Here is a 22,443-nt window from a genome sequence, read left to right on the forward strand (position 1 = left end):
GTCCGCAGCGATGACAGAGACGTTCCCCGCGCAGGGCGTTGCCCAGCAGTTCCGCACCAAGGCGGAGCTGGCGGCCGAACACATCAAGCAGATGATCATGTCGGGCCAGGCGCCCCCCGGGACGAAGATCGTCACCAGGGTGGTCGCCCAGGCCGTCGGCATCAGCGACACCCCGGTGCGCGAGGCCATCAAGCAGCTGGTCTCCGAGGAGTGGCTGGTCGAGCGCCCGCACATCGGCGCGGTCGTCGCCGACTTCACCGTGCAGAACGTGCGCGAGCTGTACGGCATACGGGCCGCGCTGACCTCCCTGGCCCTGCAACTGCACCAGGCCCCGCTCAGCGGAGCCCGGCTGGCGGCGGTGGACGAGGTGCTGGCCGGCTCCACCGTGGCCATCGCCGCGGGCGACGTCGCCGCGTTCGCCGCGCTCAACCGGCGCTTCCACTCGTTGTTATGCGACACCGAGCAGTCCCGGCTCGTGCACCGGATGCTCGTGGGCCTGTGGTCGAAGACCGAGACGGCGCAGCGCGGTTTCCGGCTCGTGCCGTGGCGGCTGCCGCAGTCCCACGCCGAGCACGTCGCGATCAGGGACGCGCTGGCGGAGGGGGACATCGCCCGCGCGAGCGAGCTGCAGCACGCGCACGAGATGGCGGCGATGAACGCGTTGATCCAAGCGATGGACGGTGAACCATGAGGACAGGACGGGCCCTCGTCGGAGGGCAGTGGCGGGAGACGGCGGAACGCTTCGCGGTGACCGACCCCGCGACCGGCGAGACGGTCGCCGAGGTCGCCGAGTGCGGCGCGGACCTGGCCGTCGAGGCCGTCGACGCCGCGTCGGCGGCCCTGCCGGGCTGGCGGGCCATGCCGGCGCACGAACGGGCGGCGATCATGCGGCAGGCCGCCGCGCTGCTCGCCGCCCGCGCGCAGGAGATCGGCGCCATCATGACGGCCGAGCAGGGCAAACCACTGGCCGAGGCCGCGGGCGAGGTGGTCGCGGGAGCCGACCACCTCCTCTGGGCCGCGGAGGAGACCCGCCGCGTGTACGGCGAGACCATCCCGTCGACCGGCGCCGACACCCGCATGTGGCTGCTGCCCGAGCCGGTCGGCGTCGTCGCGGGCATCACCCCGTGGAACTTCCCGGTCTCGATGATCACCAGGAAGCTGGGCCCGGCGCTGGCCGCGGGCTGCACGGTGGTGCTCAAGCCGTCCGAGCTGACCCCCATGTCGGCGATCGCGGTCGCCGAGTGCCTGACCGAGGCGGGCTTCCCGCCGGGGGTCTTCAACCTGGTCACCACGACCAGGCCCGAGGAGTTCGCCGGGGCCGTCATGGCCGACTCCCGGGTGCGGAAGGTGTCCTTCACCGGCTCGACGGCGGTCGGCAGGGAGCTGATCCGGCGCAGCGCGGACGACGTCAAGCGGCTCAGCGTCGAGCTGGGCGGCCACGCCCCCGTGCTCGTCTTCCCCGACGCCGACGTGGCGGCCGCCGCGGCCGGCGTGGCCAGGAGCAAGTTCATGAACGCCGGCCAGGCGTGCACGTCACCCAACCGGATCTACGTGCACGAGTCCGTCGCGGCGGAGTTCGTGGACGAGCTGGTCAAGCTCGCCGAGGCGGTCGCCGTGGGCAACGGCGCCGAGCCCGGCGTCACGATGGGCCCGCTCATCGACGACCGCGCGGTGGCCAAGGTCGGGCGGCACGTCGAGGACGCCCTCGCCCGCGGCGCCCGCCTGGCGACGACCCGGCGGGAGGGGCCGGGCAGGTTCGTCCCGCCCATGGTGCTGACCGGCGTCACCGACGACATGCTCGTGTGCCGGGAGGAGACCTTCGGCCCCGTCGCGCCGGTCCTGACGTTCGGCGCGGACCCCGGGGACGAAGCCGGCGGCGAGGGCGTGCGGGACGCGGACGTCGCGGGCGCGCTGGCCAGGGCGAACGCCACGCCGTACGGCCTGGCCGCGTACGTGTGGACGCGCGACCTGGCCCGGACGATGCGGGTCTGCGAGGAGCTGCAGTTCGGCATCGTCTCGGTCAACGGGGCCCCGCTGGCCCCGCCCCAGGGACCGTTCGGCGGGATCAAGGGCAGCGGGTACGGCCGCGAGGGCGGCCACCACGGCGTGGAGGACTTCGTGGAGTACAAGTACGTGAGCGTGGGGCTGGGACGATGACCGGGCAGACGAACGGCGGCACGGGGGACGGCGCGCCCCGCGAGAACGCGCAGGCCAAGGACGGCTCGCGCCGGGTCGTGGAGCGCGAGATCACCAGCAGGGTGGACCTGTGCCGTCCCGACGGGCGGCTCAACCCCGCGGCGGTCGGCTGGAGCCGCACTCCCCTGCACCGGGCGAACATCCGCGGCTGGGGGCGCACGATGCGCTGGGAGTACTGGTGCCTGACCACCCCCGAGCACGTCTTCGCCTTCAGCGCCTCCAGCCTGGACTACCTGGCCAGCGAGTCCGCCTGGTACCTCGACAGGACCACCGGCAGGGACGTCTCCAGCCGCAGCCTCATCGTGCCGAGCCGGGGCACCTCCTTCTCCGAGCGCAGCGGCGAGGGCAGCGTCAGGATCGGCAAGGGCACGCTCAGGATCGCCGTGGACGAGACGGCCGACGGCACCCGGCTCAGGCTCAGGTCGCCGGAGTTCGAGGCCGACCTGCTGGTCCACCGGATCGAGGGCCGCGACAGCCTGGCGGTCGTCGTGCCCTGGTCGTCGCGGCGCTTCCAGTACACCGTCAAGGACCTCGGGCGGCCCGCGGAGGGCTCGCTGACCGTCAACGGGCGCCGCATCCGGCTGTCGGCCGACGACACCCTCGCCACCCTGGACCACGGGCGCGGGCGCTGGCCCGGCAAGGTCCTGTGGAACTGGGGCGCGGCGTCGGGACGCTCCGGCGGGCGCGAGGTCGGCGTCCAGATCGGCGGCAAGTGGACCGACGGCACCGGCAGCGTCGAGAACGGCCTGTTCCTCGACGGGCGGCTGCACAAGATCAGTGAAGAGCTGGTGTGGCGCTACGACACCTCCGACTGGATGGCGCCGTGGCGGATCACCGGCGAGCGGGTCGACCTGGAGTTCGTCCCCGAGCACGTCCGCTCGGCCGACGTCACCCGGCTCTACCTGCACAGCCGGGAGGACCAGGCCTTCGGCCACTACCGGGGCACCGTGGTCGCCGACGACGGCACCGTCGTCGAGATCGACGACCTGTTCGGCTGGGCCGAGGAAGTGTGCAGGCGCTGGTGAAGGAGGGACAGATGACATCCGTCCAGGGCACGGCCTGGAACGAACCCCTGGGCCCCGAGCCGTTCGCGGCGGGGCTGCCCTTCGGGGCGGGCTCCGTCCTCGACCCGCTGCGCCGTGACGACGACCTGGCCGAGCTGACCCGCGACCTGCTCGACGTCCTGGTGGTCGGCGGCGGCGCGACTGGCGCGGGCGCGGCGCTCGACGCCGCCTCGCGCGGCCTGACGACCGCGCTGCTCGAAGGCGGCGACCTGGCCTCCGGCACGTCGAGCAACTCCAGCCGCCTGCTGCACGGCGGCGTGCGCTACCTGGAGCAGCTCGAGTTCGGCCTGGTCCGCGAGGCGCTGCACGAGCGCGGCCTGCTGCAGGAGCTGGCGCCGCACCTGGTCCAGCGCATGTCGTTCCTGTACCCGCTCACCCACCGGGTGTGGGAGCGCGGGTACGTCGGCGCGGGGCTGACCCTCTACGACGCCCTCGCCGGGCTCGGCGACCGGCACGGCTTCCGCCGCCACCGCCACCTCACCCGCAAGGCCCTGCTCCGGCAGGCCCCGCAGTTGCGCGGGGACGCGGCGGTCGGCGCGCTGTCCTACGACGACGGGCACGTGGACGACGCCCGGCTGGTGCTGGCCCTGGCCCGTACCGCGGCGCGCGAGGGCGCGACCGTGCTGAGCCGGGTCCGCGTCACCGGGCTGGCCACCCGCCCGGGGCACACCGTGGCCACCTGCGTCGACACCCTCAGCGGCGAGCGGTTCACCGTCCGCGCCCGCCGGGTGGTGCTGGCCACCGGCCCCTGGTCGGGGCTCACGCAGAAGATGCTCGGCACCGGCCCGGTGCGCGTGCGCGCCTCCAAGGGCGTGCACCTGGTCCTGCCGCGCGAGCGGCTGCCGATGGACAGCGCCCTGATCGCGCGCACGCCCAGCTCGGTGCTGTTCATCATCCCCACCGGCGACGTGGTGCTGCTCGGCACGACGGACACGCCGTGGGACAACGGCCCGGGGCCCGTGCTGCCGACCGGGGCCGACGTGCGCTACCTGCTCGACCAGGCCAACCAGTGGCTGCGCGAGCCCCTGACGCCCGACGACGTGCTCGGCGTCTACGCGGGCCTGCGCCCCCTGGTCGACCAGCCCGACCGGGAGCGGACGCAGGCCATCAGCAGGGAGCACGTGGTGCGGGAGGTCGCGCCGGGCTGCGTGGTCGTGGCGGGCGGCAAGCTCACCACCTACCGGGTGATGGCCCGCGACGCGGTGGACGCCGCCGTCGCCGGGCTGCCCGCGGTCAGGCCGTCGGCGACCGAGCACCTGCCGCTGTCCGGCGCGAGCGGCTTCCACCAGGCGTGGGCCCGGCGCGATTCGGCCGCCGCCGCGGCGGGGCTGCCCGCGGCGACCGTCGAACGGCTGGCGCGCCGCTACGGCGCGGAGTACCCGCTGCTGCTGGCCATGGGACGCCGGGACCCCGCGCTGCTCGAACCCGTGCCGGGTGCGCCCTCGCTGCTGGCCGGCGAGGTCCTCTACGCCGCGCGGCACGAGGCCGCGATGACCGTGGACGACGTGCTGCGCCGCCGCACCAGGACCGGCCTCGAGACGGCCGACGGGGGCGCGGGCGCGGCGCCGCACGTGGCCGCCCTGCTGGCCACTGCCCTCGGCCGCGACGAGAGCTGGGCGGCCGAGCAGGCCGCGAGCTACACGCGGGCGGCCGAGGTGACCCGCGCGGCGCTGGACACCTCGGACGACACCGAGCTGGCCCCGCTGCTGGCCGACCTCGCCGGCCGCTGGAGCGGTGCCGCATGAGCGTGCTGGCCGTCGACGCCGGGACCACCGGCGTCACCGCGCTGGTGGTCTCCGAGCAGGGCCGGGTGGTCGCCAAGGGGCACCAGGAGTTCCCCCAGCACTTCCCCGCGCCCGGCCTCGTCGAGCACGACCCGGACGAGATCTGGACCGCCGTGCTGGGCGCCTGTTCCGCGGCGCTCGGCGCGGCGGAGCAGGCGGGCGCCACGCCGGTGTCGTGTCTCGGGCTGACCAACCAGCGCGAGACCGTCGTGCTGTGGGACCGCGTGACGATGCGCCCGGCGACGAGGGCGATCGTCTGGCAGGACCGCCGTTCGGCCGGGGAGTGCGACCGGCTGCGGGAGCACGAGCCCCGGATCCGCGCGCTGACCGGCCTGCCGCTGGACCCGTACTTCTCGGCCACCAAGCTGTCCTGGCTGCGCGCCAACGCCCCCGGGACGTGGGAGGGCGTGCGGGCGGGCCGTGTCGCGGCCGGCACCGTCGACTCCTACCTGCTGGCGAGGCTCACCGGCGGGCGGCTGCACGCGACCGACCCGTCGAACGCCTCACGGACGCTGCTGTTCGACCTGGCCGCCGCGCGGTGGTCGGCGGAGCTGACCGAGCTGTTCGGCGTGCCAGAGTCGGCGCTGCCGGAGATCGTCCCGTCGAGCGCGCCGGTCGGCCGCACGGCCCCCGAGCACTTCCTCGGCCTGGACGTGCCGATCTGCGGGATCGCCGGAGACCAGCAGGCCGCGCTGTTCGGGCACGCGGCCTTCACCCCGGGCGACATGAAGTGCACCTACGGCACCGGCAGCTTCCTGCTGGTCAACACCGGTGACCGCATCGCGGACGGCGGCGGCGCGCTGCTGTCCACCGTCGCGTGGCAACTCGGCGACGAGCCGGTGCGGTACGCCCTCGAAGGGTCGGTCTTCGTCACCGGGGCGGCGGTGCAGTGGCTGCGCGACGGGCTCGGCCTGATCGGCGACTCGGCCGGCAGCGAGCGGCTGGCCGCCTCGGTGGCCGGCAGCGAGGGGCTGGTCTTCGTGCCCGCCCTCACCGGCATCGGCTCCCCGCACTGGGACCCGGCGGCCAGGGGCGCCCTGCTGGGCATCACCCGGGGCACGACCGCCGCCCACCTCGCCCGCGCCGTCCTGGAGGGCATCGCCTACCAGATCCGCGACGTCGTCGAGGCGGTGGCCGGCACGGCCGGCATCCCCGTCTCCCGGCTGGCGGTCGACGGCGGGGCCTCGGCCAACGACCTGCTCTGCCAGATCCAGGCCGACCTGCTGGGCCGGCCCGTGGCGCGCCCGGAGACCACCGAGACCACCGGCCTCGGCGCCGCCTTCCTCGCGGGCCTGGCGGGCGGCGTGTGGAGCGGCCCCGGCGAGATCGCCGCGGCGCGCGGCGACGTCCGGGTCTTCTCGCCGCGCGAGGTGGCGGAGGACGGCTACCGCCGCTGGCTCGACGCGGTGGACGCGGTCCGGCGGTTCGGCTCGTGACCGGGCCGGAGAGCCCCGCGCCTGGGCCGCTCGCCGGCATCAGGGTCGCCGACTTCTCGCGCGTCCTGGCCGGGCCGTACGCCACCATGATCCTCGCCGAGCTCGGCGCGGACGTGGTCAAGGTCGAGCATCCCGGGCACGGCGACGACACCCGGGCGTGGGGCCCGCCGTACGCGGGCGGCGAGGCCGCCTACTACCTCGCGCTGAACCGCGGCAAGCGCAGCATCGCGCTCGACGTGAAGCACCCCTCGGGCGGGGAGATCGCCCGGCGGCTGTGCGCCGAGGCGGACGTGGTGATCGAGAACTTCCGGCCGGGCGTCGCCGAGCGCCTGGGCCTCGGCTACGAGGCGGTGCGCGGCGGCAACCCGGACGTCGTGTACTGCTCGATCAGCGGCTTCCCCGGCGAGGACCGTCCCGGCTTCGACGCGACGATCCAGGCGGAGAGCGGCTACATGCACATCACCGGCGACTCCCCGAGCAAGGTGGGGGTGGCGATCACCGACGTGCTCGCCGGGCTCAACGCGGCCGTGGCGATCCTGGGCGCGCTGCACCGGCGCGCGAGCGGAGGCCCCGGCGGGCGGGTGGAGGTCTCCCTTCTCGGCTCGGCCCTGTCCGGGCTGGTCAACGTCGCGCAGAGCGCGCTGGTCTCCGGCGAGGAGGCGGTCGCCTACGGCAACGCGCACCCGGCGGTCGTGCCGTACCAGACCTTCCACGCCGCCGACGGCGGCTTCGTGGTCGCCGCGGGCAACGACCGCCTCTTCCGCGCGCTGTGCGGGGCGATCGGCCGTGACGACCTGGCCGCCGACCCGCGGTACGGCACCAACGCCGGCCGTGTCCGCCACCGCGAGGCGCTGATCGCCGAGCTGGAGGCGGTCTTCGCCACGCGCGGGGCCGAGGAGTGGACCGGGCTGCTCGACGCCGCCGGGGTGCCGACCGGCAAGATCCGGGGCGTCCTGGAGGCGCTCAGGGCGGCACCCGGCTCGACCTTCCAGGTCGCGCATCCGACGGCGGGCCCGCTGGAACTGGTCCGCGCCGGGTTCACCGTGGGCGACGCCCGGCACGGCGCCACGCCGCCACCGCTGCTCGGCCAGCACACCTTCGAGCTGCTCACCGAGCTGGGCGTCACCGAGGAGCACGCCGCCCGTCTGGCGCACGAGGGCGTCGTCCGCCAGGCGCCTGCCCCGCCCGCCCGGTGACCGACCGCTCGCCCTCGCTCGTTCCCTGTCTTCCCCGTCCTCTCTTCCCCCCGCCGAGGGCATCAAGGGCCCGCCGACCTGCCTGTCGGAGGCACGGTTCGGCATCGTGCGGGGCAGCCAGGAGCTACCGTCGCGGGGGTCACCCCCGGGACCATCACCAGCGGTGCCAGAGCTTCTGACGTATGACGCAGACGCGTCTCTTCACGCACTTGGCCACCTGGGTCGGGGAGTTGCCGTTCACGATCGTGTTGGACACCTGCTGCACGCCGCGCATGGTGGTGGGGTTCTGGCCGGCGTAGATCTTGTTGTAGCTGCCGTTCCCGATGCGCGAACGGGCGATGCCGTTCCTGCCGTCACCGGTGGCCGCCGCGCTGCCGACCCCGTCGGACGTCATGGCGTACGCGTCCGGCGGGGCCGACGCCACGGCGCCGAGGACCCCGGCGAGCAGGACGGTCAGCGCCAGCCGCAGGGCGACGGCCGTCCGGTGCGGCGGATTCTCCGTGTGAAGGGTCATTGCTTCGCACACCTGCCCTCGTGGACTCGGATTGGCCCGGGGGGAGGGTTTCGCGTGCTCACCGGTCCCGGAAGCAGGCGATGTGGAAGGAACGGGGGGCCGGGGTGCCGTCCGGCGCGTAGGTGCGCACGACCATCTGGTGCGGGTCGTCGTCCAGGCCCACCGTGATCAGGCCCGGCTCCACGGGCTCGGTCAGCGCGCTGCCGACGGTGCCCGCGAAGTTCGTCTTGGCCTCACCCTGGAGCGGGACCTCCCAGCGGATGACGTATTCGTTCGTCCCGTCGAACCGGCAGCCGGAGATCAGATATCCGCGATTGACGGACCCGTCGGCCTCGATCACACAGGCCAGCCTTTTCTCGAACTCCGCCATTCTGGTTCCGTTTCCGTGACGCAAAGGCGAATTCTCTTCGCCGCCCGTTCCTACAGCGCTTTTCTTTCCAGTCCTGCCCTTCGATAATCCGGGGAGTCGCGGACGCTCACGCCTGGCCGGGCGCCGGCGCGGAGCCGCCGGGAGCGATCCGCGGCGCCGCGGCGGCACCGTGCGCCCGGCGCGGCGGGGTGAACGTGTGGAGGCTCAGCACGGCGGGCAGGTCGGCGAGGCCGGGCCCTCCGGCGTTCACCCAGGCGACGATGTCATCGATGATCTGCTCGTCCAACACGAATCCGAGCCACACGGGACGCCCGCCCGCGGCGCGCCCCTCCCGCGACGGGCTGACGGTGACGACGTTGGAGTAGGCGCACGGCCCCAGGCATTCCCGCACCACCCGGACCCGGAACGGCTGGACCAGGCCCCGCCGCAGCCGCCTCGGCTGTTCCTGGTGGCCGACGCCGGGGTGCTTCCTGGCGGTACCGCAGCAGCACCCCCGGCACACGGTCACCAGGCATCCGAGCGCCCGGCCCGCTCTGGACGCCACCCCGCTCACCGCGCCGACCCCGGCACCCGCGGTTCCGTCCCCACCATGACCGCCCCCCGAAAAAAGCGCCAGACGATTTCGATCGATCATCGCCCGCGAGGTGTTCCCTGTACCGCAGTGTGACGCCTCCAAGTCATCGGAAAACGTCGTTCAAGAGTTTCTCATGCGCACAGGTAAACATTGTTTGACCCTCTTTTCCACTTGATGCTCCACGGTCTGCGGTATCGCTGGGTATGGTGTCAGACGACGTTCTCGCAGAACGGGGAGAACAATGCCGGGACTCACATACGACCAGCTTCAGAAAAAGGCCAAGGATCTGGCCCCCGAAGAGCGCGAGATTTTGGATTCGCCGTACACCATCTCGAACGAGGCGTACGCCGCGCTGCGGTGGGTGCTCCACGACGTCGGAGGTCAGGTCGACACTCCCGCGCCCTACCTGGAGAAGGGCGAGGAGCCGTGGGAGATGAACACCTATCTCACGTGCGAATGCCTGGGCTGGCGCGGCGCGTGGAATTCCGAGGAGCGGCGCAGGCGCGAGAACGACCTCGGTGGCACCCAGTACTTCGGGCTGCCGTACTACGCCCGCTGGATCACGGTGGCGACGAAGTCGCTCGTCGACAAGGGATACATCACGGTCGACGAGCTCGGCGCCAAGATCGACGAGATCCGGGAGCGGTACGAGAAGGGGAAGAAGTGATGGCCAAGCCGAAGTTCGACATCGGCGACGAGGTGCGCGTACGGAACCAGACATCGCTGTTCCACACGCGCACGCAGAAGTACACGCGTGGCCATGTCGGCGTCGTCAGCGATCACCGTCCGGAGTGGGTGATCCCGGAGGACGAGGCGTTCGGCCGCGTCGAGGACGGCAGGAAGGAGCCCTTCTACGTCGTCCGCTTCAAGCAGACCGACCTGTGGCCGGACTACACGGGGTTCGAGCGCGACACCTTGGAATCGGAGTTCTCGGAGCGCTGGCTGGAGCCGGCGCGCAAGGAGAAGTGATGAGCGGAAGCCACCACCGCCACGATGGCCACGACGGCCATGACGGCCACCCCACCTTCCCGGTGGCCTCGCGGGTCAGCGAGTTCGAGATCCTCGAACTCGCCGTGCGGGAACTGGCCATCGAGAAGGGCATCTTCTCGGCCGAGGACCATCGCCGCTTCGCCGAGTGGGCGGACGGTGTGGGCCCGCACGGAGGCTCGAAGCTCGTCGCCAAGGCGTGGAACGACCCCGAGTTCAAACGCCGCCTTCTGGAGAACGGCACGGAGGCGTGCAAGGAGGTGGGCATCGACTGGCTCAAGCCCACGGGCACCGGGACGCCCAGCGACTACACCTTCTTCTACGTGCTGGAGAACACCCCTGAGGTACATAACGTCATCGTCTGCACGCTGTGCTCCTGTTATCCGCGGCCCGTCCTCGGCATGTCGCCCGACTGGTACCGGACGCCGAGCTACCGGCGGCGCATGGTCCGGCGGCCCCGCGAGGTCCTCGCCGAGTTCGGCCTGCACCTGCCGCCGGAGGTCGAGGTCCGCGTGCACGACTCCAACCAGAAGTCGCGGTTCATGGTGATGCCCATGCGCCCGGAGGGCACGGAAGGCTGGAGCGACGAGCAGCTCGCGGAGATCGTCACCCGCGACACCATGATCGGGGTGGCGCTGCCGAAGGCCGGCCGCACCTCGGACGAGGACGTGCAGGCGAAGGCGGCGTGGCGGTGAGCGCCGGGACGCGCACGTACGGCGTGCTCATGGAGACGCTCGACGACATCGGCGAGCGCACCGACACCAACCTGGCCTGCCTGGAGGGCGAGCCGGAGCCGTGGGAGTCGCGGATGCAGGTGACCTGCGAATGCCTGTCGAAGGCGGGCGCCCTCGACAACCTGGAGCGCAGGCACGAGGAGGACCGGCTGGGCGAGACGATCTACGTCAGGTTCCCGGTCCGCACGCGCTCGGCCCTCACGGTCGCGCACGCCCTCATGGACAGGAACGTCTTCAGCGAGGCGGACCTGCGGCGGAAGATGGCGGAGGTGCGGACACGCCTCACCGAGGAGTGACCGCCGCCCGGGCTCAGTCCGGGCCGCCGCCTCCCTCCTCCGGCCCGCCGCTGCGGGCGACGTACCCGAGCGTCACGAGCACGCTGACGCCGGCGATCACCGTGAGCGCCACGGGCAGCCCGAACCTGAGCAGGATCACGGTGCCGACCGCCGCGCCGATCACCAGCGCGACGATCTGGCCCTCCCTGCGGCCCATCCGCACCCGCGTGCCGGTGCCGATGACGGAGTCCGCCGCCACGTTGGTCAGCGTTCCCGTGACCACCGTCGTGACGATGTCGGGCACCTTGAGGCGGCGTATGACGGTGTTGCGCATCCCCATGGCGAGGCCCAGGATGACGATCAGCGGGTAACGCCCGGACGGGGTGGCGAGGGACAGCACGAGAAACGCCGCGAGGGCGGCGGCCACGTGCAGGACCGTCTCCACGACCAGGCCCAGGACCAGCCGGCGGCGCGGATCCGGCGTCGCGGCGGTCAGCCGGCCGCCGAACGCGGCGCCGACGAAGAAGCTCACCAGCGAGATGAGCGTCGCGACCACGGAGAACTGGGCGGCGCCGCCGGCCGCGAAGCCCATCATGAGCAGGTTCCCCGTCATGTTGCTCGTGAAGACCTGGCTGAGCGCCGTGAAGCTGACCGCGTCGACCATTCCCGAGATGACGGTGAGAGAGCCCCAGACCGGCCAGCCGAACCCACGGAGCTCGTCCGGCCGAGCCGTCTTCCCGCTCCCCATGGTCCGACCTCTTCTCGTCCCTCCCCACGCGGCCGGTCATGCCGAGCCGTCTTCCCGCTCCCCACGGTCCGACCTCTTCTCGTCCCTCCCCACGCGGCCGGTCATGCCGAGCCGTCTTCCCGCTCCCCACGGTCCGACCTCTTCTCGTCCCTCCCCAGGCGACCGGTCATCGGCATGCGCTCACCGAAGCTAGGCGACCGGGGAGCGGCGTCCGATGCCGCCCTGTCGTGTTTTGACAAGCCTTTCCCCCTCGGCCCCGGGCGCATGGGTATGGCTTTTCCCGGTGAGTTCGCCGAGACTGAGAAGGCACGCGACGACGCACGACACGGCCCGATCACGATGATCGCCGTTCGCTCCCGTCCCCGGCGCCCCTCGTGGCCGGGCCTCTCCGCGCGGAGGCGGCAGCATTGCGCCATTTCCCCTCACCCGAGCCGTGCGGCGCCGGGTGCCGTGCCCACGGACGGGGAGGCCCGCTCACCCTTCCCACGCTGGTCGAGGAGGCCGCCGCACGCGCACCGACGGCGATCGCGGTCATCGGCGAGCGCACGACCAACGGCGGGCGCGCGACCACCTACGGCGAGCTGACGCGCGCGATGCGGGCGGTCGCCGCGCGGCTGGCCTCCCACGGCGTGAAGCCCGGCGACGTGGTCGCGCTCGCCGCGGCGCGGTCGGCGCGCGCACCGGCCCTGGCCCTCGGCATCATGCGCGCGGGCGCGGTCTACCTGCCCCTGGACCCCCTGTACCCGGCCCCGCTGCTCGCCCGCATGCTGTCCGCGGCCCCGGTACGCGCCGTCATCACCGACCCGACCACGGGACCGCCGCCGCCGAAGGCACACGCGGACCTGGACGCCAGAGAGCTGCTCGCACCGACAGGCGCGGAGCCGCCACCGCCCCCCGTGCCGTGCGGACCGGCCTACGTCATGTTCACCTCCGGCTCCACGGGCACGCCCAAGGGGGTGCTGCTGGGCCACGCGGGCCTCGCCGAGTACGCGCGGGCGCTGCCGGACGGCCTCGGGCTGGGCGGCACGGACCGCTGTCTCGGCGTGTCGCCGCTCGGCTTCTCCTCCTCGATCCGGGAGCTGCTGCTGCCGCTCGCCCGGGGCGCGACGGTCGTCGTGCCGAGCGAGGAGGAGGTGCGCCTGCCCTGGGGCGTGCCGGAGCTGGTCCGCGCCACCGGGGTGACGCACCTGGACCTGACCCCGTCGTACTGGCGGGCCGTGACGGACGCGATGCCCGCCGGCGAGCTGCGGACCGCCCTGGCCACGGTACGCGGCGTACTGTTCGCCAGCGAACCCCTCGACGCCGGTCTCGCGCACCGGACGCGGGCGCTGCTGCCCGGCGCCCGGGTGTGGAACATGTACGGCTGCACCGAGACCACAGGTATCGTCGCCGCGCACGAGGTCGACGGAACCGAGCCGGCCGACGCCCTGGTGCCGATCGGCACACCCCTGCGCCACGCGGAGGTCGACCTGTGTCCCCGCGCCGGGGATCCCCCCGGAACAGGACAGGTCGTCGTCACGGGCCGTTGCGTCGCCCTCGGCCACCTCGACGGGTCCGACCTATCCGACGGGTCTAGCCTGTCTGGCGGGACCGACCTGTCCAGCGGGACCGGCCTATCCGGCGGGTCCGGGCACGGCCGCGCGTGCGCCGTCCGCCGGTGGGAGACCGGCGACCTGGCCGTGACCGTGAGGGACGCGACGGTCTGGACGGGCCGCGTCGATCGCATGCGCAAGGTGCGGGGGATGCGGGTGGCCCCCGAGACGGTGGAACACCATCTGCTGGCCTGCCCCGGGGTCCGGCACGCCGCCGTGGTCGGCGTCACCGAACGCGGGGTGACGTGCGTCGTCGCCGGCACGCCCGGCGGCACTCCCCCGGACGTGGCCGCGCTCATGGCGTTCATGCGCGAACGGCTGCCGGCGCACATGGCGCCCGTCGCCGTCACCGTCGTCGCGGACTGGCCGCTGCTGCCCAACGGCAAGTCCGATCTCCGCCTGCTGACCTCCCGCCATGGGCCGCACGCCCGGGGAGCCGCCGCCACCTGACGAGGGAGTGAGATGTCATCCATCGACGACGCCGGGAGCACGACCCGTCACGTGGTCCGCGACCTGTGGTCGCGTCTGCTGCCCGAAGGACACGGCACCTTCACCGAGTGCGGCGGCGACTCCCTCACCGCGCTCCGCCTCATCGGCGCGGTCTACGGAACCTACGGCGTCCGCATGACCCTGGCCGACCTCGGCACGGCGACCGACGCCGACGACTTCGGCGACCGCGTCGCCCACGCACTCGCCCGCACGTCGTCCCCCGCAGGTGAGGGGCCCGCAGGTGAGGGGCCCACAGGTGAGGGGCCCGCGCGATGACGCCCGGCCGGAACCCCCACGCGATGCCTCCCGGACCAAACCCCCACCCACCCACCCCTGGACCAGACGCCCGGCCGCTGACTCCCGAGGAGGCGGCGCTGTGGCGGCATCAGCGGCGGCACCCGCTCTCCTCGTCCTACAACATCTGCGTGGCGCTGGAGATCGAGGGTCCGGTCGACACGGCGGCGCTCGCCGCGTCGGTCGCGGCGCTCGTCCGGCGGCATCCGTCGCTGCGTTCGGCCCCGGACGACGACGGCCGTCACTGGCGGGACGCCGACCCTCCTGTCTGGCGTGCCGCGCGGGTCGCGGCGGCCGATCCCGCCTCCTGGGTCGGAGGGGAGGGGGCGCAAGCCGTGCGCGAGGAGGCGCGGCGGCCCTTCTTCCCCGGCCGGGCGCTGCTGCGGACGCTGTACTGGGACCTCGGACCCGTGGGCGGGGTTCTCCAGCTCACCTTCCACCACTGCGTCTGCGACGGGCTCAGCGTGCGGCTGGCGGTCCGCCAGATCATCGGCGGCTACCGGGACCTGGTGGAGGGCAGGACGGAGCCCGACGCCGAGCCGCCGCCCCTGCCGTACCGGCCGCTCGTCACCCCCGAGGAGGCCGGGCGGTTCTGGGCGCCGCGTCTGGCGCTGGCCAGGGACGTGCCGGCGCTCGGCCCCGCCGACCCCCGGGCCACCGCGGACACCGGCGTGCTGCTGCGGCGGGTCTGCGACGTGGACGTGCGGGGCACGGCGGCGCCGCGCGCGGCGGCCCTGGGCGTCAGCATGTTCGCCGTCGCGCTGAGCGGGCTGGCGGCGGCGCTGGCGCGGTGGAACGGCGAACCGCGTGCGGCGGTCGGGATCCCGTTCAGCCACCGTCCCCCGGCCGAGGACGGCGAGGTCGGCTACCGGGTCAGGACCCTGCCCACGCGGATCGAGGTCGCGGCGGGGGACACGCTGGGGTCGCTGGCGACCCGCGTGGGAGCGGAACTGCGGGACGCGGCCACGCACGCCGACTGGGAGACCGGCGCCGACCTCGGCGCCGCGATGGCGGGCGATTCCGTCGTCGCCGTCAACCTGCTCCAGCCCGCCGGCATGGTCACCCATCACCGGCCGTCCCCCGCCGAGGTCGCCGGCCTGCGCTGGCGGCCGTACCTGCTGCACAACGGCACCGCCAAGTTCCTCATGAACGTCTACGTCGCCGCGAGCGACGGCAAGCTGGCCCTCACCTTCGAGTGCCGCGCCGGCGGCGGAGCCCGCGACGAACTGGAATGGCTGGCCGACCTCGCCGCCACCACGATCGCCGACGCCTTCACCCTCCCCCCGGACCGGCCGGTGATCACGATCGGCGATGCGGCCCCCATCCCCGAGGAACAGCCGGTCGGCCCAGCCAGTGGCGCGAGCACCCTGCCCACGGAACGGCCGGTCGGCCCGGACAGTGGCACGAGCACCCTGCCCGCGGAACGGCCGATCGCTCCGACCGGTGACGCGAGCACCCTGCCCACGGAACGGCCGGTCGCTCCGGCCGGTGACGCGAGCAACCTGCCCGCGGTCGCCACGGCAGGTGGGGTGCGGGCCGCCGTGTCCGCACCGCCGTCCGTGCGTGCGGGTGGGTGGACGCCGCGTGACCTGCTCGCGCGGGCGGCCGAGCGTCCCGACGCCGTCGCCGTCGTGGAGGACCACCCCGGGGGCGCGGTCGCGGCGAGCTACGCGCAGATGGCGGAGGCGGCCGAGGAGGTCGCGCGGTGGCTGACGGCCGCCGAGGTCGGTCCCGGCCAGGCGGTCGCCGTGCGGCTGCCACGGGGCGCGCCTCTGATCGCCGTGGCGCACGGCGTGCTGATCGCGGGCGGGGTCCTGCTGCCCCTCGACCCGGACCTGCCGACGGGGCGAGCGGAGCACATGCTGGCCGACAGCCGGGCGCGCCTGCTCGTCGAGGAGGACCAGGCCGGCGGGGCCTTCACGTCACTGGGGCGGCCCTTACGCGTGACCGCGCTCAGCTCCGGGCCACGGAGCATCCCCCTGGAGGACGGCGCCGCCGAGGCGGCCTACGTCATGTACACCTCCGGCTCGACGGGCCGTCCCAAAGGCGTCGCCGTCGGCCGGGAGGCGCTGGCGAACCGGCTGGCGTGGATGCAGCGCGCGTTCCCCACCGGCCCCGGGGACGTGGTGCTGGCCAAGACGCCGCTGAGCTTCGACGTGTGCCTGTGGGAGCTGCTGTGGCCCACCGCCCACGGCGCGACCGTGGTCACGGCCCGGCACGGACGCCACGGCGACGCGGGCTACCTGGCCGACGCCATCGTCCGCTACGGGGTGACGGCCGTCCACTTCGTGCCGTCCATGCTGGCCGCCTTCCTCGACGCCGCCGCGGCGCCGCCGCCGAGCCTGCGCGAGGTGTTCAGCAGCGGTGAACCGTTACCGAGGTCCCTGGCCCACCTCGCCTGGACCCGGCTCGGCGCGCGGGTGCACAACCTGTACGGGCCGACCGAGGCGTGCGTCGACGTCACCGCGTGGACGTTCGACCCCGGGGACGGGCGGTCGTTCGTGCCGATCGGCCGCCCGATCGACGGCATGCGCGTGCGCGTCCGCGATCCGGACGGCCGCGAGGTGCCGCTCGGCGCCGTCGGAGAGATCGTCGTCGAGGGTGTGGGCGTGGCCCTCGGCTACCTCGGCGGAGCGGCCGGGGAGCGTGCCCGGTTCGCCGTCGAGCCGGGCACGGGGCTGCGTTCCTACCGCACCGGCGACCTCGGCCGGTGGCGGGCCGGGCAGGTGCTGCGGTTCCTCGGCCGCCTCGACGACCAGGTGAAGATCAACGGCCAGCGGGTGGAGCTGGAGGAGATCGACGCGGTGCTCGCCGAGCATCCGGCCGTCTCCGCGGCCGGCGTGCGGTACCGGGCGCAGGTCACCGGGCCGCGCCGCATGCAGGCGTACCTGGTGCCGCGCGGCGAGGTCTCGGCGGCCGAGCTGCGGGCCCACGCCGCCCGGCACCTCCCGCGTCCGATGGTCCCGACGCTGTTCACGGCGGTGGACCGGCTGCCGTACCAGGCGAGCGGCAAACTCGCCCGCGCGGACCTGGACGCCCTGACCGGCCACGACCTCGCCTGGCCCACGAGTCCGGAAGAACAGACCGGCCCGGACGTCGCCCGACCCGCCGACCAGGACCCCGCCCGGCCCAGGAGTCCCGAAGAACAGACCGGCCCGAACGTCGCCCGACCCGCCGACCGGGACCCCGCCCGATCCGCGAGACGGGAAGGACGGGCCGGCCGGGGCCCCGCCTGGTCCGCCGACCGGGGCCCCGTCTGGTCCGCGGAGCGCGGCGTCCCGGACGCCACGGTCGTGGATGCCCTGGTGCGCGCTCAGGTGGGCGAGCTGCTGGGGATGGCGGAGGTCCCGCCGGACACCGATCTGTTCCACCTCGGCGTCGACTCCATCAACGCGGTACGGCTGGTGGGGGCGCTGCGCCAGGCGGGCATCGCGGCCGAGGTGGCCGACCTGTTCGAGGCGCGCACGCTACGCGCACTGACGGCCCGCCTCGACACGCGCGACGACACCCGCGAGACCACGCCGACGTCCCCGAACCCACCCGCACGATCGGAGCGATCGGCGCCACCACACCCATCCGCGCCGTCGGGGCGATCGGTGCCACAGGACCCATCCGCGCCACCGCACCCATCCGCGCCCTCGGGGCGATCGGCGCCACCGGATCCGTCCCCGCCACCGAACCCATCCGCGCCACCAGATCCTTCGGGGGCACCGGACCCTGTCGCGCCGTCAGGGCCGTGGCGGTATGAGCGCTGGCGCGGTCATGGGGTTCTGCGGCGGTTTCCGTTGTCGGGGCTGCAGATGGGGCTGGTCTATCACCGGGACGTGAGCGGGGACTATCTGACGTACGTCACCGGGTACGAGCTCGACGGCGAGGTGGACTCCGAGCTGCTGCGGGGGGCGATCGCCGAGGTGGCGGCGCGGCATGAGGCCGTGCGTACCGCGTTCGATCTCTCCGCCGAGGGCGGGCCCGAGCAGGTCGTCGTGGACGAGGTGGCCACCCGCCTGGTCGAGCACGACCTCACCGCCGCGGGGGACGAGGCGGCCGCGGGGAACGAGGCGGCCGCGGGGAACGAGGCGTTCGGCCGGTGGCTGGAGCGGGTGCGCCGTGAGCCGTTCCCGTGGGACTCGCCGCCGCTGTTCGCCTTCCACCTGCACCGGCTGGCGCGCGACCGGGCCGTCCTGTCCATCGTGGAACCGTTCCTGGACGGCTGGAGCGTCGCGGTGCTGGGGCGCGACATCCTGGACTCCTACGAACGCGCCCGGTCTGCGCGCGCGGGAACCCCTCCCCCGCGCACCGCCCGCGAGCCGGTCACGGCGATCCCGTCCTACGAGACGTTCGTCGGCCTGGAGCGCGCGGCGGCCGAGGACGAGTCCGCGCTGGCCCACTGGCGCGAGATGGTCACGCGCCCCGGCGTCGCCTGGCGGCCCGCGCTCGCCCCGGGCGACCCCGCGGCGCCCGGCGCGTGGCACCGCTACGACCACGTGTTCGCCGAGGACGAGCTGCGCGCGTTGCGCGCGGCGGCCTACACGCTGCGGGTGTCGCTGCGCACGCTGATGTGGGCCGTGCACATGCGCACCCTGGCGCTGTTCACCGGCCGTCCGCTCACCGGGTCCACGCTGGTGGTCAACGGGCGTCCCGAGGTTCCCGGCGGCGAGGCGATGTGCGGGCTGTTCCTGAACTTCATGCCGGTGGTGGCCGAGGTGGGGCAGGACACCACCTGGCGCGACCTGGCCGGCCAGATGGTGCGGGCCGAACAGCTCTCCTGGCGTCACCGGCGCACCCCGTACGCGACGGTGAAGGCCCTGGCGCCGGGGTTCGAGCCCTCGACGGTCTTCAACTACACCGAGTTCCACCTCTACCGCGAGCTGATGGAGGACCCGAGCCGGGCGCTCCGCGTCCGGAGCGTCACCGGTTTGGACCAGACGTACATGGACCTCACCGTGCAGTGTTCCCTGGACGCCACCGGCCGCCGGCTCCGGGTGTCGGTGGAGCACCGCGCCCCGAACGTCACGGCGGCGGACGCGCGCCGCTACCTGTCCTGCCTGGTGCACGCCGCCCGCGCGGCGGCGCGCGACGTGGAGTCCGCGGTGGACGCCGACCGGCTGCCGCCCGAGGAGCTGGCGCGCGTCACCGCGGCGGGACAGGGACCGGACCGCGCCTGGCCCGCCGATCTGACGCTGCCGCGCGCCGTGGACGGGCATGCCGACGCGCGACCGCACGCCGTGGCCGTGGAGGACGCCGCCGAGTCCTTCACCTACGCGGAGCTGGCGGCGCTGAGCCGGCGGTACGCGGCGGGCATCCTGCGGCGCGCGACCGGCCCGCACCCGGTCGTCGGGGTGATGGCCCCGCGCTCCGCGCGCTTCTGGGCGTGCGTGCTCGCCATCTGGCGGGCGGGGGGCACCTACCTGCCGCTGCCGGACGGGACGCCGCCCGCGCGCCTGGCGGCCATGGCCGCGCGCGCCGGAGCCGAGGTGGTGTTCACCGACCCCCGCCACGACACCGTCCCGCCCGAGTTGCCGGCGTCCGTGCGGCTCCTCGCCCTGGACGGCCTGGACGGCCCTGCGGCGGACGCCGAGCCCGTGCCCGCGCGACCGCGGGCCGCGTGCGCGTACATCCTGTTCACCTCGGGGTCCACCGGCAGCCCGAAGGGCGTGCGGATCGGGCCCGCCGCGATGGCCAACCACTGGTGGAGCAAGGTGGACCTGCTCGGCCTCGACGAGGAGTGCGTCGTGGCCCAGTCGGCTCCGGCGTCCTTCGACGTCTCCCTGTGGCAGTTCGCCGTGCCGTGGCTGCGCGGCGGGCGGGCCGTCGTGCTGGAGGACGACCTGCTCCTGGACCCGGCGCGGCTGTTCGCCCGGCTGGAGGAGCGGGGAGTGCGGCTGTACGAGACGACGCCGAGCCACCTGGCGGCCCTGCTGGACGCGGCCGGGCACCGGGCGACGCCGTGGCCGCGGCCGGGGGGCGCGCTGGACCGGCTCATGGTGACCGGTGAGGCGGCCGGCGCCGAGGTGTGCCGCCGCTGGCTCGCCGCGGGCGGCCCGCCGATCGTCAACGCCTATGGCCCGACCGAGTGCGCCGACGACATCACGCACATGGTGATCGACGATCCCGGCCTCACCGGGGTCGTGCCGATCGGCCGTCCGATCCCGAACGTCGTCTGCCAGGTCACCGACGAGGCGGGGCAGGTGCTGCCGCTCGGCGTCGAGGGAGAGCTGCGCGTGCGCGGCGCCTGCCTGGGGCTCGGCTACCTGGAGCCGGAGGACGAGGCGGGGCGTTTCCTGCGCGCGGGCGGCGACCGGGGCGAGGTGGTCGCGTATCGCACCGGTGACCGGGCGCGGTTCAGGGAGGACGGCGCGCTGCTCTGGCTGGGGCGGGACGACGGGCAGGTCAAGGTGCGGGGGCGCCGGATCGAGCTGGGCGAGGTCGAGACGCATCTGCGCGCCCATCCGGCCGTCCGCGACGCGGCGGCGGTCGTGCCGGACGGCGGTGGCCGCCTGCGGGCCGTCGTCGTGGCGGGCGCACCGGGCGTGGACCGAGCCGCGCTGCTGAGACATCTGTCCGCGCGCGTTCCGTCCTGGATGTTCCCCGACGAGTTCGTCTTCGCCGACGCGCTGCCGCTCACGTCGCACGGCAAGCTGGACCGCGCCGCGCTGGCGGGACCGGGCCACACCTTGGACGCCGGCCGGGCGTCCGGCGCGCCGGCCCGGCCGAGGGCGGAGCTGGACGCGATCGTGGCGGCGGAGTGGGAGGCGATCACCGGCCGCGTCCCGGCGCCGGACAGCCACTTCTTCGCCGACGGCGCCGGCTCTCTGGACAGCGTCCGCCTCATCGCCCGGCTCGGGGCGCGCCTCGGCCGTGCGCCGAGCGTCGCCGACCTGCTGGACGCGCCCGTCTACGCCGACTTCGTCGCGCGACTGCGCGGCCGGACTCAGTGCCCATTGAGTTAGCCGACCCCGCTATGTACATTATAAGTAATCTTGTCGTGACGCTGGGTTGATCTAGTCCCCGCGGCCCGGCGCCACCGCGGGATCCCGCTGTTTCGGGGGAGTCACCTCGCGTGACACACGGTCCTATCACCAGGTGCATGTGCGACCTCGAAGGAGACGTCCGTGGCACAGACAACCGTCCCCGCGTCCCGGCCATTACCCCTGACGATCCCCATCCAGACGATCATCCCGTGGGCGGTCCTGGCCACCGTCCTGTCCCTCCTCGTCCTCTACTTCGTCGGCGTCGAACAGGGGGCGTTCTCGCTCTTCGGCGGCCAGTCCGTCCACGAGTTCGTCCACGACGGGCGGCACCTTCTCGGATTCCCCTGCCACTGACCGGCGCGGGGAGACACCATGACCATGGGCCCCTTGCTGGTACGCGGAATGCTGGCCGGGCTCGTCTCGGCCGCGCTCGGCCTGGTGTTCGCCTGGGTCGCCGGTGAGCCGCAGGTCAACCTGGCCATCGCCTTCGAGGCGCGGCAGTCCGCCGCCGCGGGCATGGCGGAAGAGCCCGAGCTGGTCTCGCGCACCGTCCAGGAGACCTTCGGCCTCGCGGTCGCGGTCGGGCTGTTCGGGGTGGCCATCGGCGGCCTGTTCGCCGTGGCGTTCGCCATCGCCTACGGACGGCTCGGAGCGTTCGGCCCGCGCGCCACGGCGGCGCTGCTGGCCGGCGGCGGCTTCGTCGCCGTCGCGCTGGTGCCGTTCCTGAAATATCCCGCCAACCCGCCCGCTGTGGGTTCCCACGACACCGTCGCCACCCGGACCGGGCTCTACTTCGCACTGGTCGCGATCTCGATCGCCATCGCCATCGTCTCCGTCCAGGCGGGGCGTCACCTCGCCGCACGGCTCGGCAACTGGAACGCCACGCTGGCCGCCGGCGCGATGGCCCTGATTCTGATCACCGTCTCCTACCTGATCCTCCCGAAGGTCGACGAGGTCTCCGCGAACTTCCCCGCCACGGTCCTGTGGGAGTTCCGCCTCGCGTCCCTCGGCGTGCAGGCCGTCATCTGGACCACGCTCGGTCTGGTGTTCGGCGTGCTCACGGAGCGCTCCCTGGCGTCCCGCGCCCGGGCGGCCCCGGTGACCGCGCCGACGGGCTGACCCGCCGGTCGCGCTCCTCTCGCCCGGCCCCGACTCCGGCCACGTCCTCCTCCCCCCCGACGTGGCCGGCCGGGCACCGGACCCGTTCGCGCCGGTCACA

At 74.0% G+C, this 22,443-nt stretch carries 19 protein-coding genes; 15 read left to right on the forward strand and 4 right to left on the reverse strand.

Translation table 11 applies throughout. The annotated features are described in order from the left end of the window. Nucleotides 1-10: 10 nt before the first annotated feature. Genes BJ981_RS08410 through BJ981_RS08435 form a run of 6 tightly spaced genes read left to right on the forward strand, consistent with a single transcriptional unit; the run spans nucleotide 11 to nucleotide 7,676 of the window. Nucleotides 11-691, forward strand: a complete 681-nt coding sequence (locus BJ981_RS08410; protein WP_184609596.1) for a GntR family transcriptional regulator — start codon at nucleotides 11-13, stop codon at nucleotides 689-691. Further along, a complete protein-coding gene (locus BJ981_RS08415) occupies nucleotides 688-2,157 on the forward strand; it encodes an NAD-dependent succinate-semialdehyde dehydrogenase (protein ID WP_184609598.1) in 1,470 nt (489 codons plus the stop codon). The genes BJ981_RS08410 and BJ981_RS08415 overlap by 4 nt, the downstream gene beginning before the upstream one ends. After that, the gene (locus BJ981_RS08420; protein WP_204070520.1) at nucleotides 2,154-3,221 is read left to right on the forward strand and encodes a DUF2804 domain-containing protein; all 1,068 of its coding nucleotides are present in this window, start codon (nucleotides 2,154-2,156) and stop codon (nucleotides 3,219-3,221) included. Before BJ981_RS08415 ends, BJ981_RS08420 begins: the two co-directional genes overlap by 4 nt. Before the next feature lie 11 nt (nucleotides 3,222-3,232). Further along, the gene (locus BJ981_RS08425) at nucleotides 3,233-5,005 is read left to right on the forward strand and encodes a glycerol-3-phosphate dehydrogenase/oxidase (RefSeq protein ID WP_184609600.1); all 1,773 of its coding nucleotides are present in this window, start codon (nucleotides 3,233-3,235) and stop codon (nucleotides 5,003-5,005) included. Then, a complete protein-coding gene (locus BJ981_RS08430) occupies nucleotides 5,002-6,480 on the forward strand; it encodes an FGGY family carbohydrate kinase (RefSeq protein WP_184609602.1) in 1,479 nt (492 codons plus the stop codon). Before BJ981_RS08425 ends, BJ981_RS08430 begins: the two co-directional genes overlap by 4 nt. After that, on the forward strand, nucleotides 6,477-7,676 hold the full coding sequence (locus BJ981_RS08435) for a CaiB/BaiF CoA transferase family protein (RefSeq protein WP_184609603.1): 1,200 nt from the start codon (nucleotides 6,477-6,479) through the stop codon (nucleotides 7,674-7,676). Before BJ981_RS08430 ends, BJ981_RS08435 begins: the two co-directional genes overlap by 4 nt. Nucleotides 7,677-7,830: 154 nt before the next feature. Here BJ981_RS08435 and BJ981_RS08440 read toward each other — a convergent pair whose 3' ends face one another. The 3 genes from BJ981_RS08440 to BJ981_RS08450 all read right to left on the reverse strand — a co-directional run bounded on the left by BJ981_RS08440 (nucleotide 7,831) and on the right by BJ981_RS08450 (nucleotide 9,104). Then, complete coding sequence (locus tag BJ981_RS08440) at nucleotides 7,831-8,190, reverse strand: hypothetical protein (RefSeq protein ID WP_184609605.1); 360 nt, start codon at nucleotides 8,188-8,190, stop codon at nucleotides 7,831-7,833. Nucleotides 8,191-8,248: 58 nt separating this feature from the next. Continuing rightward, nucleotides 8,249-8,560, reverse strand: coding sequence for a hypothetical protein (locus tag BJ981_RS08445; protein ID WP_184609607.1), 312 nt, complete (start codon nucleotides 8,558-8,560; stop codon nucleotides 8,249-8,251). 106 nt (nucleotides 8,561-8,666) lie between these two features. Next, nucleotides 8,667-9,104, reverse strand: coding sequence for a (2Fe-2S) ferredoxin domain-containing protein (locus BJ981_RS08450; RefSeq protein WP_184609609.1), 438 nt, complete (start codon nucleotides 9,102-9,104; stop codon nucleotides 8,667-8,669). A gap of 271 nt (nucleotides 9,105-9,375) precedes the next feature. Here BJ981_RS08450 and BJ981_RS08455 point away from each other — a divergent pair, with 271 nt between their 5' ends. From BJ981_RS08455 to BJ981_RS08470, 4 genes are read left to right on the forward strand one after another with little or no spacing between them, the layout of a single operon-like run. Further along, entirely contained in the window at nucleotides 9,376-9,801 is a 426-nt protein-coding gene (locus BJ981_RS08455; RefSeq protein WP_184609610.1) for an SH3-like domain-containing protein, read from the forward strand. Then, nucleotides 9,801-10,103 (forward strand): SH3-like domain-containing protein, encoded by a 303-nt coding sequence (locus tag BJ981_RS08460; RefSeq protein ID WP_184609612.1) that lies wholly within the window; start codon nucleotides 9,801-9,803, stop codon nucleotides 10,101-10,103. The genes BJ981_RS08455 and BJ981_RS08460 overlap by 1 nt, the downstream gene beginning before the upstream one ends. Beyond that, a complete protein-coding gene (scnC, locus tag BJ981_RS08465; RefSeq protein ID WP_239139537.1) occupies nucleotides 10,103-10,816 on the forward strand; it encodes a thiocyanate hydrolase subunit gamma in 714 nt (237 codons plus the stop codon). The genes BJ981_RS08460 and scnC overlap by 1 nt, the downstream gene beginning before the upstream one ends. Next, on the forward strand, nucleotides 10,813-11,151 hold the full coding sequence (locus tag BJ981_RS08470) for a ScnB (protein ID WP_184609614.1): 339 nt from the start codon (nucleotides 10,813-10,815) through the stop codon (nucleotides 11,149-11,151). Before scnC ends, BJ981_RS08470 begins: the two co-directional genes overlap by 4 nt. A gap of 13 nt (nucleotides 11,152-11,164) precedes the next feature. Here the strand turns inward: BJ981_RS08470 and BJ981_RS08475 are convergent, their stop codons facing one another. Beyond that, nucleotides 11,165-11,878 carry a YoaK family protein gene (locus BJ981_RS08475; RefSeq protein WP_184609616.1) on the reverse strand — a complete coding sequence of 238 codons (714 nt, stop codon included), beginning with the start codon at nucleotides 11,876-11,878 and terminating at the stop codon, nucleotides 11,165-11,167. A 407-nt stretch (nucleotides 11,879-12,285) separates the two neighbouring features. Here BJ981_RS08475 and BJ981_RS08480 point away from each other — a divergent pair, with 407 nt between their 5' ends. From BJ981_RS08480 to BJ981_RS08500, 5 genes are all read left to right on the forward strand, one after another. Beyond that, nucleotides 12,286-13,920 carry an AMP-binding protein gene (locus BJ981_RS08480; protein WP_184609618.1) on the forward strand — a complete coding sequence of 545 codons (1,635 nt, stop codon included), beginning with the start codon at nucleotides 12,286-12,288 and terminating at the stop codon, nucleotides 13,918-13,920. A 12-nt stretch (nucleotides 13,921-13,932) separates the two neighbouring features. Next, on the forward strand, nucleotides 13,933-14,235 hold the full coding sequence (locus tag BJ981_RS08485; RefSeq protein ID WP_184609620.1) for an acyl carrier protein: 303 nt from the start codon (nucleotides 13,933-13,935) through the stop codon (nucleotides 14,233-14,235). A gap of 23 nt (nucleotides 14,236-14,258) precedes the next feature. Then, on the forward strand, nucleotides 14,259-21,203 hold the full coding sequence (locus BJ981_RS08490; protein ID WP_184609622.1) for a non-ribosomal peptide synthetase: 6,945 nt from the start codon (nucleotides 14,259-14,261) through the stop codon (nucleotides 21,201-21,203). A 162-nt stretch (nucleotides 21,204-21,365) separates the two neighbouring features. Further along, on the forward strand, nucleotides 21,366-21,578 hold the full coding sequence (locus BJ981_RS08495; protein ID WP_184609624.1) for a CbtB domain-containing protein: 213 nt from the start codon (nucleotides 21,366-21,368) through the stop codon (nucleotides 21,576-21,578). An 18-nt stretch (nucleotides 21,579-21,596) separates the two neighbouring features. Continuing rightward, nucleotides 21,597-22,343: a CbtA family protein gene (locus BJ981_RS08500; RefSeq protein WP_239139538.1), complete on the forward strand. Its 747-nt coding sequence runs from the start codon at nucleotides 21,597-21,599 to the stop codon at nucleotides 22,341-22,343. The last annotated feature ends 100 nt before the right edge of the window (nucleotides 22,344-22,443 follow it).

The organism is Sphaerisporangium krabiense, from assembly GCF_014200435.1.
Taxonomy (GTDB): domain Bacteria; phylum Actinomycetota; class Actinomycetes; order Streptosporangiales; family Streptosporangiaceae; genus Sphaerisporangium; species Sphaerisporangium krabiense.